Below are 17,303 nucleotides of genomic sequence, written 5' to 3'. Positions count from 1 at the left end.
GGGTATTTTGCTAAAATATGTCCCATCCTCGTGCTACTTGCACTATAATCTCCGGTCAAGTTTTTGGTAATGCCTAAAATTGAGCATTTCCCGGTAGTTTGTTAGGAACAAGTAATGTCATTTGCATCACAAAATTTTTCACCAGAAATCGTTAAAGCACTTACTGAATGCGGTTACGACAAGTTAACGCCAGTTCAGCAGAAGGCGATTCCGTTGGCTCGTCGTGGTCATGATATTCTTGCCAATGCGCAAACTGGTACGGGTAAAACAGCGGCATTCTCACTGCCAATTATTCAAAATATTTTGGATAAACCTAAGGCTTCAAACCGTCATCAAGCACGCGCAGTGATTCTTGCGCCGACTCGTGAGTTGGCAGCGCAAATCGCTCAAAACATTACAGATTACACCAAGTACACATCAGTGAAGACAGTGGCAATCTATGGCGGCGCTAAAATGTCTTCTCAAGAGAAAGCCTTGGTTGACGGTGTTGATATTCTGGTTGCGACACCAGGCCGCTTAATTGAGCACTTGGAACTAAAAAATGTATCGTTAGCAAACCTAGAATTTTTAGTGTTTGATGAAGCTGACCGCATGCTCGATATGGGCTTTATCTCTGCGATTGAAAAAATCATGGCAGGTGTCACGACTAAGCCGCAAACCATGCTGTTTTCTGCAACCTTCTCTGCACAAATGAACATGCTAGCGACCAAAATTCTTCGCCAGCCTAAACGTGTGGCTATTTCACGTGAAAACGTAACCGCAGAGACAATTGCACACGTGGTTTACCCAGTTGAGCAAGAACGTAAACGTGAGTTGCTGTCTGAGCTGATTGGTCGTAAAAACTGGCAACAAGTGCTGGTATTTGTGAACTACAAAGAAACAGCGAACGAGCTTGTAAAAGAGCTTAAGCTAGATGGTATTAAAGCGGTACTTTGCCATGGTGACAAAGCGCAAAGCGCTCGTCGTCGTGCTTTAGATGAATTTAAGCAAGGTAAAGCTCGAGTGATGATTGCGACTGATGTTGCAGCGCGTGGTCTAGATATTCAAAACCTGCCACACGTAGTGAACTTTGACATGCCGTTCCTTGCGGAAGACTATGTACATCGTATCGGTCGTACTGGTCGTGCAGGTCAAAAAGGTCATGCGGTATCATTTGTTAACCGCGAAGAAGAGTTGACGTTACAACAAGTAGAACAACTGATTGGTCAACGTATTTACCGTAAAGAATTAGAAGGTTACGAGCCAAAGAACCGTGATGCATTACTTGAGAAAATGCACTCTAAACCAGCGTTCAAGAATCGTCGTTCACGCATGAACAACCCAAGCGATTCTAACCAGGGTGAGGCAGAGCGTCGTAGCCGTTTGTACCGAATGATTCGAGCTAAAAACGGCAAATAACTCTCCGATTTAAACAAAAAGGGCGATATGAAAATATCGCCCTTTTTACATTTCTTATTGATTACCACATCAAATCGTCTGGTACCACGAAATCTGCGTATGGGTCGTCTTCATCAACCACATCTGCTTGTTTTTCTTTCTGATCGATAATCGCTTCGGCATCGCGTTGGGCAATCTTGTTTGCTACAGCACTAGGGATCACCACGTAGGTTTCTTCTGAGCGAGCGATAGCAAGAATGCCTTTGCTTAGCTGGTCACGTATCAATTGTTCAACATAAAGAGATTTGACTAGCGTACCATCGGTAAAGTTGTATTTGATATCGCCATCACCTAAATCGATTTTGTTCATTTCGATCAGTTGTTTGATTTGTGCTTGCACTTCTTTGTTCAAACGCTGCTCATTTTGTTGAGCACTTAGCTCTTTATCGCGCTCTTGTTGTTGGCGTTTGTTTTCTTCAACGGCAGCTTTGACTTCACGGTTTTGTACACGTGATTTTTTTGAGCCTTTCTTTGCTTTTTTCAGTTTCTTTTCGTTAATTAAGCCAGCTTTAAGCATTTGCTCTTGAAGGGTCAGTTTAGCCATGGGGATCTCTATTCAAATTAATTGTGACTATTTTACCTGACTCTGGCTGAGCAAATAAAGTCTTGCAGCACTAGAATCAATAAATCCATCACACAGGGTAGCTGAATGGGTAGTTGCTATCCTTAAATTGCTTCATTTCGTAGAGATTCTCATCCGCTTCTGATATCGCAGCAGCAAAGTTACCGTTTTCGCATAAAGCCGTTCCGTAACTGAAGGCAATTTCTTCGACTTGGCAGGTTTTTGTAAAGGTATCAATAAAACTGTGTGCATGGTGGATATCAACGATGGCGAGAAACTCATCGCCACCGATACGAAACGCATAACCGATATCATCACAACAACGGATTAGTCGACGACCGAACAACGTTAACACTCGGTCTCCGATATTGTGGCCTTTGGTATCGTTAATCTGTTTAAATTTATCGAGGTCTAAATAGAAAATCTGGAAGTGACCTGATGGCATTAATTCGAGTGCTGAGCGGGTATAGCATTTGGTCAACTGATCAGTCAGAGAGAGTTTATTTACCTGACGCAAGTAATGAAATAACCCCATGATAATACAACCATAGGAGATGATGAGTAACGCTTCATCAAGCAACGCGTCAGCAAAAGGGAACTTAGCGGTAATGGCATTTTCCAAATACACCACTTCGGTCGCCGCGTCATAACACCCGTTTGCAATAGCAATCGCCAGACCGATATGTACAACACGCAGGTTAATCAGTTTTTCTGCCATCGAGGCAATCAAAATAACGCAATACAGACGAGTAACCTCGAGGACGAAGTCGTAAATCGATTCAACTTCGATATTAAACACAAACACTGGTAACAGGAATGCAAGAGGGACGACGGAAAACTTAGCTGCTTGTCTACACAGACCTTGAGCTATCTCAGTGTCGTTAAATAGTGTTCGCATTTCAAATATGACCTAAAAACTACGGGTTACCAATAAGGTAACAGAGGTGCAATTGGTTGAATTTGACCAATTATACATTTTGGGAAGCAATATTTTCTTATTTATGAGATAGAGCAATAGTTTATCTCAACTTTGGCGGCATTGTACGTGACAAATTTGAGGAGGTGTCGTTTCACTGTCGCAAAATGAGTTTTTAAGTCCAGTTTTTGGTGACGAAGGGATATTAGAAATTATGCAGCCCCCAAGCAAACTTAGTTCACTTGAGGGCAAACGAGTTTTCGTTAATTGGTTAGGTTGCTGGCCTGAAATAACTCCATTGCATCGTGCACACCTTGAATCACCATTTGCATGCCGATGACCGTCAGGATCAATCCCATCAATCGGGTTGTAATACTAATACCGCTTTCACCGAGTTTATCCACTAGCTTAGGGCCATATAGGAAACAGACAAAGGTGATTAGGCAAAGTAGGGCGAAGGCTGAGATCGTCGTGACAATATGCAGCATATCGCCAGAGGCAGAGTAGTTCATTGCTGTCGCGATAGTGCCAGGGCCAGCCAAAATAGGCAGCGCTAATGGTGAGATGGCAATATCCCCGCCTTTGTGTTCACTACTGTTATCCGAATGCATGCTGGACTGATTGCCTTGAAGCATATGATAGCCAACCAAGAAGACCAATATACCGCCGGCTAATCTTAGAGCCGGAAGTGTGATACCGAATAGATCGAAGATGCCTTTACCTAGAAGGCTAAACAGCGCAACGATAACAAAAGCGCAGATGAGAGACTTAGAGGCGGTTTTACGTCGTTCGCTGAGAGATTGGTCGCCGGTGAGACCAACAAAAACTGCGGTGTTGGCGATCGGGTTCATCATCGCAAAAAAGCCCATAAATACAGTTGCAGCAAGTGTTGTAAAATCATGCAGCATTAGAAATCCTCTTTATTGTTAGTATCTGTTTTCGTTCTCTGTGTGCACGCAATGAATGCAAGCTCTAGAGTTAATCCTAAAATTTTGATCTTGGTTAAAATCGTTTTAAATATAATACCAAGACGTTACTAACTCTAGCTAATAAAGTTAGCACGAGATTTTACTTGATGCTCGTGTATCTGCTTGAATAAAAGATTATTTTGCATTTTTGCTGGTTAAAAATGTGACGCTCACAGTGGAGCGGAGATTGGAAAAATCGAGAAACATTTTGCTGGAAGAATCCGAACGGTAAGAATACAATTCCCTTTTTCATCTCGCAGTATTTGACCTATGAATAAAGCGACTATGGCAGGTTGGATTATTGCCATTACAGGCTTTGTGACATTTTTGTACCTATTTACCTCAGGTACTAATATGCCATTCTACTTATGGCCAAATGAAGCTTTGCAAGGGCTTGCATTCTCGTTTGCTTGGGGCCTTGGAGTGCCAAGTTATCTCGCTTATCCACTTGCCATCATTTTAATGATTGCCGTGTTTTATGGCTTTTTCCGTTTTGGTAAAAGAGTCACTCAGTTGTTGCTGAAATAATGAAGTAAATTAAGTAGCCCAACATAAGTGTTGGGCTTTTTTTATCGTTGTAGTTGGTTTGCGGATTCACAATCCGAGATACAAAAAAACCGACAATTTCTTGTCGGCTTTTAATCTATTACTGTTCAATCAAACTAAATTATACATCGTAAGTGGTTGATGCAGTGTTACCGCCTGTACCAGTCCAGTTAGTGTGGAAGAACTCACCACGTGCACGGTCTGTGCGCTCATAAGTGTGAGCACCGAAGTAATCACGTTGAGCTTGAAGTAGGTTCGCTGGTAGACGCGCAGTTGTGTAACCATCTAGGAAGGTTAGAGCAGAAGTCGTACATGGCATTGGAATACCGGCTTCAAGTGACTTAGCTGCAACTTTACGCCATGCGCTTAGGCTGTTTTGTAGAATGCCTTTGAAATAAGCATCTGAACCTAGGAATGCAAGCTCTGGATCAGCAGCGTAAGCATCACGGATGTTACCTAGGAACGCACTGCGGATGATACAACCACCACGCCACATTAGCGCTACGTTACCGTAGTTTAGATCCCAGCCGTTTTCGTTTGATGCTTCACGCATTAGCATAAAGCCTTGAGCGTAAGAGATGATCTTAGACGCTAGTAGTGCTTGACGTAGTGCATCAACCCACTCTTGCTTATCACCTTCTACTGGTGTGATCGTTTTGCCGAATAGTTTTTCAGCTTCAACACGTTGATCTTTAAGCGCTGATAGACAGCGAGCAAATACAGACTCAGAGATTAGAGTTAGTGGAATGCCTAGATCTAGTGCGTTGATACCAGTCCATTTACCAGTACCTTTTTGGCCAGCTGTATCTAGGATCTTCTCAACTAATGCTTCACCATCTTCATCTTTGTAGCCAAGGATGTCAGCTGTGATTTCAACTAGGTAGCTGTTTAGTTCAGTTTGGTTCCAATCAGCAAATACAGCCTGCATTTCATCAGCAGTCATACCAAGGCCATCTTTCATGAATTGGTATGCTTCAGTGATAAGCTGCATGTCGCCGTATTCGATACCGTTGTGTACCATTTTAACGAAGTGGCCAGCACCGTCGTTACCAACCCAGTCACAACATGGTTCGCCAGCGTCAGTTTTTGCAGAGATTGCTTGGAAGATAGGTTTTACTGCTGCCCAAGCTTCTGGAGCGCCACCAGGCATGATTGAAGGGCCAAAACGAGCACCTTCTTCACCACCAGATACACCTGTACCGATGAAGTAAATACCTTTTTCACGCAGAGCAGCAACACGGCGGTTTGTATCAGGGTAGTTCGTGTTACCACCGTCGATAATGATGTCGCCTTTGTCTAGAAGAGGAGTTAGCGCGTCGATGAAGTTATCAACCACGTCACCAGCACGAACCATCAGCATTACTTTGCGTGGCGTTTCTAGTTTCTCAACTAGCTCTTCAAGCGAGTATGCACCAATGATGTTGGTGTCTTTTGCTGGACCTTCTAGGAACTCGTCTACTTTCGCAGCTGTACGGTTGTGAGCAACCACTTTGAAGCCATGGTCGTTCATGTTTAGGATAAGGTTTTGACCCATTACAGCTAGGCCGATTACACCGATATCACCTTTCATTGTTTCTCTCCAATTGTGTCGTACGACGCTCGCATTAAGCGATTTTTGCTGCTGCGTCTGAATCTAAATACCATTCCGTTTCACCAGTTTTAGACTGGATTTTTGCTGCAGGGTAAGGCAGCTCATTTGCCGGAGTAGTGTGAATTTCATTAACGATGTCAACTTTACCTGCGCCAAGCACTAGGTAGCTGATGCGTTTTGCTGCTTCTAAAACTTTTGCTGTTTTAGATACGCGGATCTGACCTGATTCAGGGTGAGATGCTAATACTGATAGCTTTTCATCTTGATAGTTGGTTTGACCTGGGAATAGGGAAGCCGTGTGGCCGTCAGCACCTACGCCAAGTAAAATCCAATCATATACAGGTGTACCATTTTCGCACGGGATAACCGCTGCCATTTCTTCCGCGAAGCGCTCTGCTTCTGCTTTCGGCTCTTCTTCACCACGAATGCGATGAATATTTTCAGCAGGAATAGCAACTTGGCTGAATAGTAGAGCATTGGCTTCACCATAGTTGCTTTCAGCGTCATCCGGAGCTACACAACGTTCATCACCCCACCAAAAGTGTAGGTTATTCCACTGAATTGACTCAGCATATTGGTCACTAGCCAGCAGTTTAAACAGCATTTTTGGTGTGCTACCGCCTGACAGTGAAATATGTACAGGGTGATTTTGCTCACTGTATGCTTTCATATCATTGGCAAGGCTTTCAACAACTTGTTCGGCAGTATCAAAGATCTTATGGTTGATCATAATTCACAGTAATCCGTGTCTGTAAGGTTTTTACAAGGGTAGCGCCACGCGCGTCCATCTCGTTGTAGTAGATCATCCGACTCTTTAGGTCCCCAAGTACCGCAAGCATAGCCAAACAGGGCTTGAGGGTCTTGTTTGAAATCGAGGATCGGTTGTACGTACTTCCAACATGCTTCTACCGCATCACTGCGTGCAAACAGTGTGGCATCACCGTTTAGCGCGTCTAATAGTAGTCGCTCATAAGCGGTCAGCATTTGCGTTTCTTGTAGATCCGCATAATGGAAGTTCATTTTTACTTCTTTGGCTTTAAAGCCTGCACCAGGCTCTTTCAGACCAAAGCTCATTTGAATGCCTTCGTCTGGCTGAATACGAATGATTAATTTGTTTTCAGGTGCATTTTGACCAAACACTGGATGTGGAGTGCTCTTAAAGTGCAGTACCACTTCAGTTACGCGTGTTGGTAGACGTTTACCCGTACGCACGTAGAAAGGCACGCCATTCCAACGCCAGTTGTTGATGTATGCTTTCAAGCCAACATAGGTTTCAGTACGAGAATCTTCCGCCACACCCGGCTCTTCGCGGTAACCAGCAAGCTGCTGACCACGAACATCAGATGCCGTGTATTGGCCCAACACTAAGTTATTACGTAGGTCGTATTCTTCTAGTGGTTTGAGACATTGCAGAACTTTTACCACTTCATCACGCATTGCATCCGCGTTGATTTGTGCTGGTGGTTCCATACCAACCATAGCCAAAACTTGGAGCAAATGGTTTTGGAACATGTCACGCATTGCGCCTGAGCCATCGTAGTAGCCACCACGTTCTTCTACACCCAAGAATTCCGCACCTGTGATCTCAACGTATTCGATGTAGTTACGGTTCCAAAGCGGTTCAAACATCGCATTAGAAAAACGAAACACCAACAGGTTTTGGACCGTTTCTTTACCCAAGTAGTGGTCAATACGGTAGATTTGGTGCTCTTGGAAATGTTCGTGAATGTCTTTATCAAGTTGACGTGCTGACGCAAGATCGTAACCAAATGGTTTTTCGATGATGATACGTTTCCAACCATCTTCTTCGCTATTCAAACCATGCTCGGCAAGGCTTGCTGGAATGACGCTATAAAGGCTAGGTGGTGTCGCTAGATAGAAAAGTGTGTTGCGTTGTTCAAATGCATACGTGTCAGCGAGTTCGTCAAGACGTGTTGCTAGCTTTGAATAATCTGCGCTGTCAGACGTATTGATAGCTTGGTAATGCAAATGATTGATGAATGCCTCTAAAGTCGCTGGTTCTGTTTTCTCCATCTCTTGAAGAGAGCGCTTTAGTTTTTCGCGATATGAGTCATCGCTGTATTCGGTTCGGCTTACGCCCAAAATTGCGAAATTATTAGGAAGTTGTTTATTCGCATAGAGGTGGTATAAGGCTGGAATCAACTTACGGTATGTTAAGTCGCCCGAAGCACCAAAAATAACGATGCTACTGTTTTCTGGAATTACCATCATCTTTCCCTTAAAACGAGGTAGTGACTGCGTGCCAAAGATGGCTTTCTTAAGTATTTTTCTTAGGAAAGCAACCTTACCAACGACACCTCAATATTGAAAATCGACGTTACCTATATGATTGATAGGTAAAACCGAAGCTCGTTGAGACAAAACTCAATACGGCGCCGTATTGTCTACGACAAATTGATTTACATCAACCTTCAAAAGTCTGATTGATTAATATCTAACTCATTTTTCGCCAAACAATCTCGCATGGTGAAAATTACCCTCAAATAATCAGTAAATTACCGCTCACCCAACCTGTTAAACGTTTGCGTGCTTTGTGTACACGTATTTGTTCTGCTGTTTAGTATAGGTGCGAACAGCGTAGTGTTTGACAAACTTGAAGCAATTGAGGTGCATATTTGACTTACTACCGAGTGAATTATGTGATTAAACTAGCCCATAAATTGTACAAAAATGATTAAGGGGTAAGCAATGATCAGGAAAGGTTTGGTTTTAGCTATGTTACTTTCAAGTTCGGTAGCAGCAAGTGATTACGACTTGAAAGCAGCGATGCAGCAAATGAAGCTAGATTTTAAGCAAGCAGCAGAAGCGCAAACAGTTAGTGAAATGCAACATGCGATGGATAGTTTTTCTATGTTGCTTGATGCCTCAAAGCAAGCGACATACCCATCCGAGAAGCAAGAACTCTATCAAGAGGGATTTAACCGTTTAAAGCTGAGTGTCGACAAGATTAATCAACAATTAGAGCAAGGCAACTTAGATGCGGCGCAGCAACAATTGCGCACAATTGATCAGCTTCGAGAAGAATATCACGATAAGCGCAATCCCAGTATTTGGAGCAAAATTTTCGGTTAATTAGCGATAACGTGAATCAACTCCAAGTACTGTTTTTATATACAGTTATAATCTGTGCTCAATTTGTTGGAGCACAGATATGTCTATTTTTACTCATCAACAGCTGTACCAGTTTATCGTCGAAGCGAAAGCCAATTCCTATGTCGGTAGGGCGCCACATGGAGAATCATCCCGTTTAGGTTCTCATGATATCGTCTATGGCAATGGACGTTTTAGTTATCGTGATAGTTATTTTGGTGGTACCGACTTTTTAGGCCAAGAAGTCGTGTATTTTGACGATGAGCCAGTTTGGGCGATGAACTATTATGGCAAGATTTTAGAACCTGAACTGTATGATGGAGAGAAAGCCGGGCAAGTGATTCTCGCTAGCCTCGGACAGCTATATTTAAGTGGGCATTTTTTGGGAAGCTCAGTCAATCATACCGAACTTGGCATTTATCATGATACTAATCAGGGCGATGTGGCATCATTTACCGGCTATGAATGGATAGAGTTCGCTAATCGTAAAGTGTATGACTTACACTACCACGGCGGCCTCATTAAGCCTTAATAAATAAAGAGCGTGCCTATGCCAAGTAACATCCAAAATCAAAACCTGACGTATCAGCAGATAGAAGACAAAATATTTGATAATCATAGCTTTGCCAATAGCGATTTGAGCTACGCTAAATTTGTGAAGTGTAAGTTTTTCAACTGCGATTTCAGCCGAGCAGAAATGGTTGAAACCAGTTTTGAGCAATGCAATTTTATCGAACAAGGTGAGTTGGAAGGGTGTGATTTTCATTACGCCAACTTACAAGAAGCGAGCTTTAAAAACTGTCAGTTGTCGATGAGTCAGTTTGTAGGTTGCAACTGTTTTTGCATTGAGTTTCGTCAGTGCGATTTGAAAGGCGTGAATTTCTCTCAAGCGCGCTTTGCCAATCAAATCAGCCATAATGTTTATTTTTGTTCTGCCTACATCACAGGGTGTAACTTGTCGTATGCCAATATGGAACGCCTGTGTATTGAGAAATGTGAGCTGTTTGAAAATCGCTGGATCGGTACCAATTTACAAGGAACTTCGTTGCAAGGCTCAGATTTAAGTAATGGGGAGTTCTCGGCCGACATTTGGGGAGATTTCCGTATACGAGATTGTGATCTAAGCGATTGTGATTTAGCCGGATTAAACCCCGCTCGTGTTGATATGCATGGGGTTAAAATTGCCAGTTGGCAGCAAGTACAATTGTTGGAGCAACTGGGTATCATCGTGATGTAGTTGTTTGCAAAAAAAAGCCCAACAATATTTTGTTGGGCTTGGCAAAGACAGTTTAGCCAAATAACGGCTAGCTCAAGGGCATGTGCTAACCTTCAAACAAGTAAAGATAATCTCCGTAACCTTCTTTTTTCATATCCTCTTTGGCAATAAAGCGCATTGCTGCAGAGTTCATACAGTAGCGCAGTCCGGTTGGTTTTGGTCCGTCTTCAAATACGTGACCAAGATGAGAGTCTGCATAGCGACTGCGCACTTCGGTTCGTGGATAAAACAGTTTAAAGTCAGTTTGTGTTACCACATACTCATCGTTGATCGGCTTGGTAAAGCTTGGCCAACCCGTTCCAGAACGGTATTTGTCGGTCGATGAAAAGAGCGGCTCTCCAGACACTACGTCGACATAAATGCCTTCCGCTTTGTTATCCCAGTATTCATTGTTGAAAGCTCTCTCTGTGCCGTCTTCTTGCGTGACGTAATATTGCAGTTCAGTCAGGTTCTTACGGATTTGGGCATCAGATGGTTTGGTGTATGTTTTGCCATTCGCTGCCGATTTTTGTTGATCAATCATTTGGCGCAAGGTGACCGGGGTCGCTTTTCGATCTTCCCCAAATATTGAGTCAAGGTAGCTATCACGGCCAGACGAGTAGCGATAATACTTATATCGAACTGAATTACGCTTGTAGTAATCTTGGTGGTAATCTTCTGCAACCCAGAACTGTTTGAACGGCAGTAACTCGGTTTTTAACGGCTGCTTAAATACCCCGAGAGCATCAATCTCCGCCATAAAGTTTTGTGCGATTTGTTGTTGCTTGGCATTATGGTAGAAAATTGCAGGGCGATATTGCGGTCCGCGGTCGACAAATGAACCGTGATCGTCAGTTGGGTCAATATGACGGAAGAAGTGATCGAGAACTTGTTCATAGCTGACTTGATTTGGGTCAAAGGTGACCTGAATTACCTCAATATGCTCGGTTTTACCGGAGGCGACTTGCTTGTAAGTAGGATTTTCAATTTCGCCACCGGCATAGCCTGAAACCACATCGATCACGCCGGGAAGCTTCTCCAAATCTGCTTCAGTGCACCAAAAACAGCCGCCAGCTAAAGTCGCTACTTCAGTTTTGCCATCACTAGATTGATTTTGTGATGTGTCGTTGGCTCGCCCTACAAATGATGCAGCAATCAACACCACAGTGAGTAGGGGAAATAAAAAATACAGCTTTGATTTCATAGCGACCTCGTCTAATTCCTATGTCTCTGTTACACAAGAACGGTCTTAATCCAAAAAAATTTCGTTGTTACTTGTTACGTAAAAGGATCAACTAACGGTTTAAAGAGAGAACAGTGCGGCATTACTCAATGAATGAGATTGTGACTTGCTATGCTTAAAAGCTTTGCGATAATTACCCAAATTCATAGTGTTAGGTTGCCTGCTTAATGAAATCACCGATGTATTCCACCTTTGCTACTCAATACGATGAGGCTGTGCAAGACAATATCTACAATGCGCATCTCGAGAGACCCACTTTACAAGCAATGTTGCCAAACATTGAAAACCTTAATGTGTTGGATCTTGGGTGTGGTTCTGGGGTGTACGCACAATACTTGTTGGCTCAAGGAGCGAACCAAATTACCTGTATTGATTACGCACAAGAGATGGTTGATATCGTACTTAGCAAAATGAATCAGCATAAGGATCGAGTGACGGCTTATGCGCAAGACCTTAATCAAGGGCTGCCGTCTGAGTTAGATGGCCAGTATGATTTGGTGATCTCACCTTTGATGGTGCACTACTTAAAGGACTTGAATCCGCTATTTGGTGATGTTCAAAGAGTGCTAAAAACAGGTGGCAGTTTTGTGTTTTCCACCCACCATCCATTTGCTGATTTTGAATGCTCTACGTCCGGAAATTATTTTGAACGTGAACTTGTACAAGAAGAATGGAACACGATTGGCGAGCCGGTTGAGGTTAAATTTTATCGCCGTTCATTGAGTGAGATTACCAATGCAATTACAAAAAATGGCATGGTGATTACCGCACTGTCAGAAGGCGAAGTGGACGAAGAGGTGAAGCTTTTGGACCACGAACGCTATGATTACCTGTCGAAAAATCCCAACTTCATATTTATCAAGTGCCAGAAATTAGGATAGGGATTTCCTAACAAAAGATAGTTAAAGCTGTTGCTTAATAACTACTGCGCTAAACGCAGAGATGAAACAAAAGCCGAGATACGTAACCTCGGCTTTTCAGTTTGTTTTTTAGTGACGCAATTAACTTAGACCGATGATATTGCCTTCGTCGTCTAAATCTAAGTGCATAAAGGCTGGCTTTTCTGGCAAACCTGGCATGGTCAGTACGTTGCCACACAAAGCATAGATAAACCCTGCGCCTGCACAGAGTTTGAGCTCGCGAATCGGCACGTTGAATTTTGTTGGTGCGCCTTTGATGCTGCCGTCAGTTGAGATAGACAGCGGTGTTTTGGCTAAACACACAGCAAGGTTATCAAAGCCTTGTTTTTGATACTCTTCAAGTTGATGTCTTGCTTGGTAGCTTAGCGTCACACTGGATGCACCATAGCCCACTTCCGCCACAGCCATCAGTTTTTCTTCCGTGGTTTGTGAGAACTGATAAAGCGGCTTAAATTGCGATGGTTTTGCACACTGCTTGACGACTTTTTCTGCCAGTGTCACAGTGCCTTTACCACCTTTGGCAAAACCTTCACTGAGTGCAACTTCAACGTTGTGAGGTAGTGCTTCAATCATGCTTTGTAGTTTCGCCAGTTCATGTTCACTGTCTTGCGGGAAACGGTTAATTGCCACTACGGCAGGAATACCATATTTCGCCACGTTTTCAATGTGCCATTGTAGGTTAGCAAAGCCCGCTTCCAATGCTTTATCATCATCGGCAAAAAGTGAATCGGGAATCGCTTGTCCCGGTTTTAGATCGTATAAACCAGAGTTGGCTTTAAGCCCACGTAAGGTTGCAACAATCACCGCACAATCTGGCGCTTTCCCAGAGACTTGCGCTTTAATATTGCACGCTTTCTCAAAACCCATATCAGAGCCAAAACCGCCTTCTGTCACGGTGTAGTCGGCTAAACGAGTGGCGATGTTGTCGGCAATAATCGAAGAGTTGCCATGAGCGATGTTAGCAAATGGGCCTGCGTGAATAAGAGTTGGCACGCCCTCAAGGGTTTGCATTAATGTCGGTTCAATCGATTCACGCATGCTGACGGCCATTGCGCCTGCAACTTGCAAGTCTTCGGTAGTTATAGGCTTGCCGTCGGTTGAGTAAGCAACCACGATACGTCCAATACGTTGACGCAAATCTTTCAGGTTTTCAGAAAGGGCAAGAATCGCCATCAGCTCGGATGCCGCTGAAATATCAAAACCATCCTCACGTTCAAAACCGTTGAGATCTTTACCTAGTTCATTGCGACCAACGGTGACCATGCGTAGTGCTCGGTCGTTGTGGTCCATCACGCGTTTCCACACGACACGTTTAGGGTCGATTTTCAGTGACTTTAAGCCAGAACGTTGCTCAAAGTCTTCATACCCTTTACGTTGCTCATGGTAAATACGCGCATCGATGGCGGCGGCGGCAAGGTTATGGGCTGCGGTGACGGCGTGAATATCACCAGTTAGGTGCAGATTAAGCTCTTCCATCGGCGCAACTTGTGAATATCCGCCTCCTGCAGCACCACCTTTCACTCCAAATACCGGGCCCATCGATGGTTGGCGAATACAGGCCATCACAGAGTGAGAAAGCTTAGCAAGACCTTGTGCAAGGCCAATCGTTGTTACTGTTTTTCCTTCACCCAGAGGGGTAGGGGTAATGGCGGTAACGACAACCAATTTACCGACCAGATTGTGTTGCAGACGTTCAAGACAGTGAAGGGAAACTTTGGCTTTGTATTTCCCTTGGCTATGGAATTCACCATTTAGCAGCCCGGCTTGCGTGGCGATGTCATCAATTGGTGACAAAGAAGTAGTTCGACAAATATCAATATCCGACAGCATAAAACCCTCAAATATGCAGAAAAATTGGACAAGCAAACGTTTGCGCAAGAATGATAGCGCCAAAAAGTGCTTTGTAAAGGATTAGTTTGTAGCACAGTGTCCAAGAAGAGCAGCTACTATGCTCGTTCGCCGTCGGATAGACAAGCTAAAACTGACTGTTTTAGTCAGAAATAGAATCGAAAAACAGTAACGTTCTGTTTTCCAGAGATAAAATAAAAGCCCCAAAAGAGGGGCTTGAAATTGGACTGCGAGTAAAGCGAGTTTACCATTCTTCGTCAGGGAATATTTTCCCTTCTGGCGCATAAGGGTCGTCATCAAAAGGATACTCAGCTCTACTGCGCAACATCTCAAGCTGATGCTCGAGCATGTTGAGTGTGTCGTAATCACCTTCGGAGCATGCGACGTAAATTTGCTGCTCTATTGCGCGAATCCTGTCTTTGGTATTCATACACACCTCCTGAAATAGGGAAGAAGGATGAACGATTTCTACCTATTCTCAAATCTATTGTAGTCAAGCAAACCAAATTCGATAGGCTGATCTTGTCTGTACCAACGATGAACACTATCGCTGAATGACCAAAATGCAGGGTTGCTGCGGCGAATTGCGAATGCATCCAATAGTTTGACGTAATCGTCTTCGCTTTGCATATTTTTAAGCATTTTGACCAATTCAGGAATCTGGTCTTCTTTGAGGGATAGATACGCAGCAGGGTAGCTGCCGATCACTCCACGCACTAAAGTCAGATCATCATGGGCATAATCACGGTTGCGTTCTTCATCAAACAAGCTTGAGATATTGGTATGAGCATTGTTGTGTAAAAGCGTGAACAGCTGTTTTTGGCCGGAATCACTCTCAATCATCAACATCATGATTTGTGGGATTGGGCGTAGACCTTCCCCTTTGATGGTCGCGATTTGTCGCAGTTGTGCTTCATTCTCTGCGCTTAATCCCGTATCGACGATCTCAAAACGATCATTGAGTACCGGAGCTAGTTTTGTTCTCAGCATCTGGTACAGCTCTTGTTGTGGTTGGTCGGTGTAGTAGAGCACCTGTGTTGGTTGACTAAATGGCTCAACGTTGCGTTGCAGATAGTCGCTTAGTTGTGCACTTTGATCTTTATACCAACTTGACTGGACTTTATGGCGAACATTGAGCGGCAAGAGTGCAACAAAGTTACTTTCCCCTTCAAGGCGTAAAAAGTCCATAAACATGCGAGTCATCAATTGGTGACCGAAGTTACCATAGACGTCAAATCCAGCGACCAACAGATAGTGAATACGCTCAAGTAGCGCATAATCCAATACCCAAGCGGTTTTAGGTGGTGTACCGACCATGCCACGTACCACGGATGCACTGTCAAAATGGCGGAAGATAGTAAGCGCCGCATTTGGGTTGCTGCCGTTACCGTCCCAAATGATATCGGTCGTTAGGTGTTTACCATTTTTGAAATACTGGTTAATAAACTCTGATTTCGCTTCAAGGTAGCGTGCTTGTTGGCGTGAAAATTTCACCCAGTTTGTTACCGGTAGTGTGTTGCTTTCTAGCTCGCCGGGCAGTTTTAAGTTATCGGCTTGTGAGCGATAAAACTCATTCACGGCTGGAATATCGCTCTTATCTGGGTCTAAGAAAAATACCCAGAATCGATCATTGATAACATTCAGTGCCAACTGGCCACGACATACAGGGCCTTTGATGTAAGCCGCCACCGTGTTTTGCGCATTATCGAGCATAAACTTAAAGCGTGCTTTTACTGGTAGGTCAATGAACGCTGTCATCGGGTTCGCAGCGACATCGGGTGCGTAACTAGGCAGTTGTGTCACTTGATAGTTTTGACCAAAAAACCATTGTTTCCAATCGGCAATGCGTTTGGCATTAAGTGCAAACGGCATATGCGTTTTATCAACGATGGTTTCTTGTTCTGGAATAATGCGATAGTAAACTCGCTCTACCATTGGGTCGTCATAAGGGCGGCGTGTGGCAATGCGTTTGACAGGCTCGCCTGGAGGTGTTGCAGATCGCACCAGTGTAAAGAAGCGAGGTCGAGGCTGTTCTAACTCAGAGAAGTACAAATGAGATAGATACAGATGTTCATACACATAGCGGGCAACTAAGCGGTGTTTTAGCGTATCGCCATTTAATAACGCTTCATACTCATTAACTAGTGCTTGTTGCTCAAGCGTAAGTGGAATCGGTGCGCTCATGATGGCACCTTTATCTAGCCAGTTAGTGAGCGTGTTGTATTCGCTACTTGATAGATTAGGCATCCCATAAGGCATCCCCCAAGTTGGGTAATCTTGCTGGTATTTATCCAGTTCCTCAATCGTTGGACAGACTTGTTCGCGATCAATTGAGAAGTCAAAACCTTCTAATTGCACTTGATCCGGTTGCGGGTGTTGCTCTTTTTGCGCTAAAAGGCGTGCAACCAGTCCGGCTTCAATATTGGCCGTTGAGTTTTGATCCCGTTCGTTTAACACTGGATGAAAGCCAAGCAGACGCCATTGGTCTGTAGTCTGGGCATCTTCAAACAAGCGTGTTGGGGTGGCGGCGGTCAGTCGGGTTCCTTGGTACACCAACTCTTGCGCCACGGTCGATACCTTCAACAGACCCCAGTTTCAATTGGCACGGGGCGTCATAACAGGCATGACAAACAACGCAACGATTATCAATAATCGGTTTCACGTCATTTTCGAAAAAGTTACTTTGTGGTGTGTCAAGAGCGACACGTCGCTCTCGTACCTGCTGCTTACCGAAAAGCTGGTCGTAATTCAAACCAGCATAAGTTGCGCATCCAGCAAAAATGGTCACAAGACCCAAGACAAAAAGTTTGCGTAAATTCATTGCTTACTAATGATTTTTAGAGTTTGGTGTTAAGTATACTCAAGTAACCTCAATATGCGAGGCTCGTAAACAATGTTTAGTTGTC

The 17,303-nt window shown here is 43.9% G+C and carries 15 protein-coding genes and 1 pseudogene; 6 read left to right on the top strand and 10 right to left on the bottom strand.

The genetic code is table 11. From position 1 onward, the window contains the following. The first annotated feature begins 114 nt into the window (after window positions 1-114). A complete protein-coding gene (locus Vt282_RS17500; RefSeq protein ID WP_162048232.1) occupies window positions 115-1,398 on the top strand; it encodes a DEAD/DEAH box helicase in 1,284 nt (427 codons plus the stop codon). A gap of 61 nt (window positions 1,399-1,459) precedes the next feature. Here Vt282_RS17500 and Vt282_RS17495 read toward each other — a convergent pair whose 3' ends face one another. The 3 genes from Vt282_RS17495 to Vt282_RS17485 all read right to left on the bottom strand — a co-directional run bounded on the left by Vt282_RS17495 (window position 1,460) and on the right by Vt282_RS17485 (window position 3,820). After that, window positions 1,460-1,981 carry a DUF2058 domain-containing protein gene (locus tag Vt282_RS17495; RefSeq protein WP_162064228.1) on the bottom strand — a complete coding sequence of 174 codons (522 nt, stop codon included), beginning with the start codon at window positions 1,979-1,981 and terminating at the stop codon, window positions 1,460-1,462. Window positions 1,982-2,069: 88 nt separating this feature from the next. Then, window positions 2,070-2,897 carry a GGDEF domain-containing protein gene (locus tag Vt282_RS17490; protein ID WP_162064227.1) on the bottom strand — a complete coding sequence of 276 codons (828 nt, stop codon included), beginning with the start codon at window positions 2,895-2,897 and terminating at the stop codon, window positions 2,070-2,072. Between the two features lie 281 nt (window positions 2,898-3,178). Next, complete coding sequence (locus tag Vt282_RS17485) at window positions 3,179-3,820, bottom strand: MarC family protein (protein ID WP_162048648.1); 642 nt, start codon at window positions 3,818-3,820, stop codon at window positions 3,179-3,181. A 333-nt stretch (window positions 3,821-4,153) separates the two neighbouring features. On the opposite strand from Vt282_RS17485, the gene Vt282_RS17480 reads away from it, so the two are divergent. Next, on the top strand, window positions 4,154-4,411 hold the full coding sequence (locus Vt282_RS17480; protein WP_162064226.1) for a hypothetical protein: 258 nt from the start codon (window positions 4,154-4,156) through the stop codon (window positions 4,409-4,411). Between the two features lie 139 nt (window positions 4,412-4,550). On the opposite strand, the gene gnd is transcribed toward Vt282_RS17480, so the two are convergent. From gnd to zwf, 3 genes are read right to left on the bottom strand one after another with little or no spacing between them, the layout of a single operon-like run. After that, complete coding sequence (gene gnd / locus Vt282_RS17475) at window positions 4,551-5,999, bottom strand: decarboxylating NADP(+)-dependent phosphogluconate dehydrogenase (RefSeq protein WP_162048229.1); 1,449 nt, start codon at window positions 5,997-5,999, stop codon at window positions 4,551-4,553. A 34-nt stretch (window positions 6,000-6,033) separates the two neighbouring features. Then, window positions 6,034-6,750 carry a 6-phosphogluconolactonase gene (gene pgl, locus Vt282_RS17470; RefSeq protein WP_162064225.1) on the bottom strand — a complete coding sequence of 239 codons (717 nt, stop codon included), beginning with the start codon at window positions 6,748-6,750 and terminating at the stop codon, window positions 6,034-6,036. Then, window positions 6,747-8,249: a glucose-6-phosphate dehydrogenase gene (gene zwf / locus Vt282_RS17465; protein WP_162064557.1), complete on the bottom strand. Its 1,503-nt coding sequence runs from the start codon at window positions 8,247-8,249 to the stop codon at window positions 6,747-6,749. Before zwf ends, pgl begins: the two co-directional genes overlap by 4 nt. A 480-nt stretch (window positions 8,250-8,729) precedes the next feature. Here zwf and Vt282_RS17460 point away from each other — a divergent pair, with 480 nt between their 5' ends. The 3 genes from Vt282_RS17460 (at window position 8,730) to Vt282_RS17450 (ending at window position 10,368) form a co-directional block, all read left to right on the top strand. Then, the gene (locus Vt282_RS17460) at window positions 8,730-9,113 is read left to right on the top strand and encodes a cytochrome b562 (protein ID WP_174855849.1); all 384 of its coding nucleotides are present in this window, start codon (window positions 8,730-8,732) and stop codon (window positions 9,111-9,113) included. Window positions 9,114-9,192: 79 nt separating this feature from the next. Then, a complete protein-coding gene (locus Vt282_RS17455) occupies window positions 9,193-9,663 on the top strand; it encodes a DUF5680 domain-containing protein (RefSeq protein ID WP_162048226.1) in 471 nt (156 codons plus the stop codon). Between the two features lie 18 nt (window positions 9,664-9,681). Then, on the top strand, window positions 9,682-10,368 hold the full coding sequence (locus tag Vt282_RS17450) for a Qnr family pentapeptide repeat protein (RefSeq protein ID WP_162064224.1): 687 nt from the start codon (window positions 9,682-9,684) through the stop codon (window positions 10,366-10,368). An 85-nt stretch (window positions 10,369-10,453) separates the two neighbouring features. On the opposite strand, the gene msrB is transcribed toward Vt282_RS17450, so the two are convergent. After that, window positions 10,454-11,590, bottom strand: coding sequence for a peptide-methionine (R)-S-oxide reductase MsrB (gene msrB / locus Vt282_RS17445; protein WP_162064223.1), 1,137 nt, complete (start codon window positions 11,588-11,590; stop codon window positions 10,454-10,456). A gap of 206 nt (window positions 11,591-11,796) precedes the next feature. Between msrB and Vt282_RS17440 the strand changes: the two genes are divergently transcribed. Next, window positions 11,797-12,510 carry a class I SAM-dependent DNA methyltransferase gene (locus tag Vt282_RS17440; protein WP_162064222.1) on the top strand — a complete coding sequence of 238 codons (714 nt, stop codon included), beginning with the start codon at window positions 11,797-11,799 and terminating at the stop codon, window positions 12,508-12,510. A 120-nt stretch (window positions 12,511-12,630) separates the two neighbouring features. Here Vt282_RS17440 and Vt282_RS17435 read toward each other — a convergent pair whose 3' ends face one another. The 3 genes and pseudogenes from Vt282_RS17435 to Vt282_RS17425 all read right to left on the bottom strand — a co-directional run bounded on the left by Vt282_RS17435 (window position 12,631) and on the right by Vt282_RS17425 (window position 17,218). Next, a complete protein-coding gene (locus Vt282_RS17435) occupies window positions 12,631-14,379 on the bottom strand; it encodes a formate--tetrahydrofolate ligase (protein WP_162064221.1) in 1,749 nt (582 codons plus the stop codon). A gap of 262 nt (window positions 14,380-14,641) precedes the next feature. Further along, window positions 14,642-14,827, bottom strand: a complete 186-nt coding sequence (locus tag Vt282_RS17430; RefSeq protein WP_162064220.1) for a hypothetical protein — start codon at window positions 14,825-14,827, stop codon at window positions 14,642-14,644. 38 nt (window positions 14,828-14,865) lie between these two features. Then, window positions 14,866-17,218, bottom strand: a pseudogene (locus tag Vt282_RS17425) (fatty acid cis/trans isomerase). Window positions 17,219-17,303 lie beyond the last annotated feature (85 nt).

Source organism: Vibrio taketomensis, from assembly GCF_009938165.1.
Classification (GTDB): domain Bacteria; phylum Pseudomonadota; class Gammaproteobacteria; order Enterobacterales; family Vibrionaceae; genus Vibrio; species Vibrio taketomensis.
This window is presented reverse-complemented; position numbering and strand designations above follow the sequence as displayed.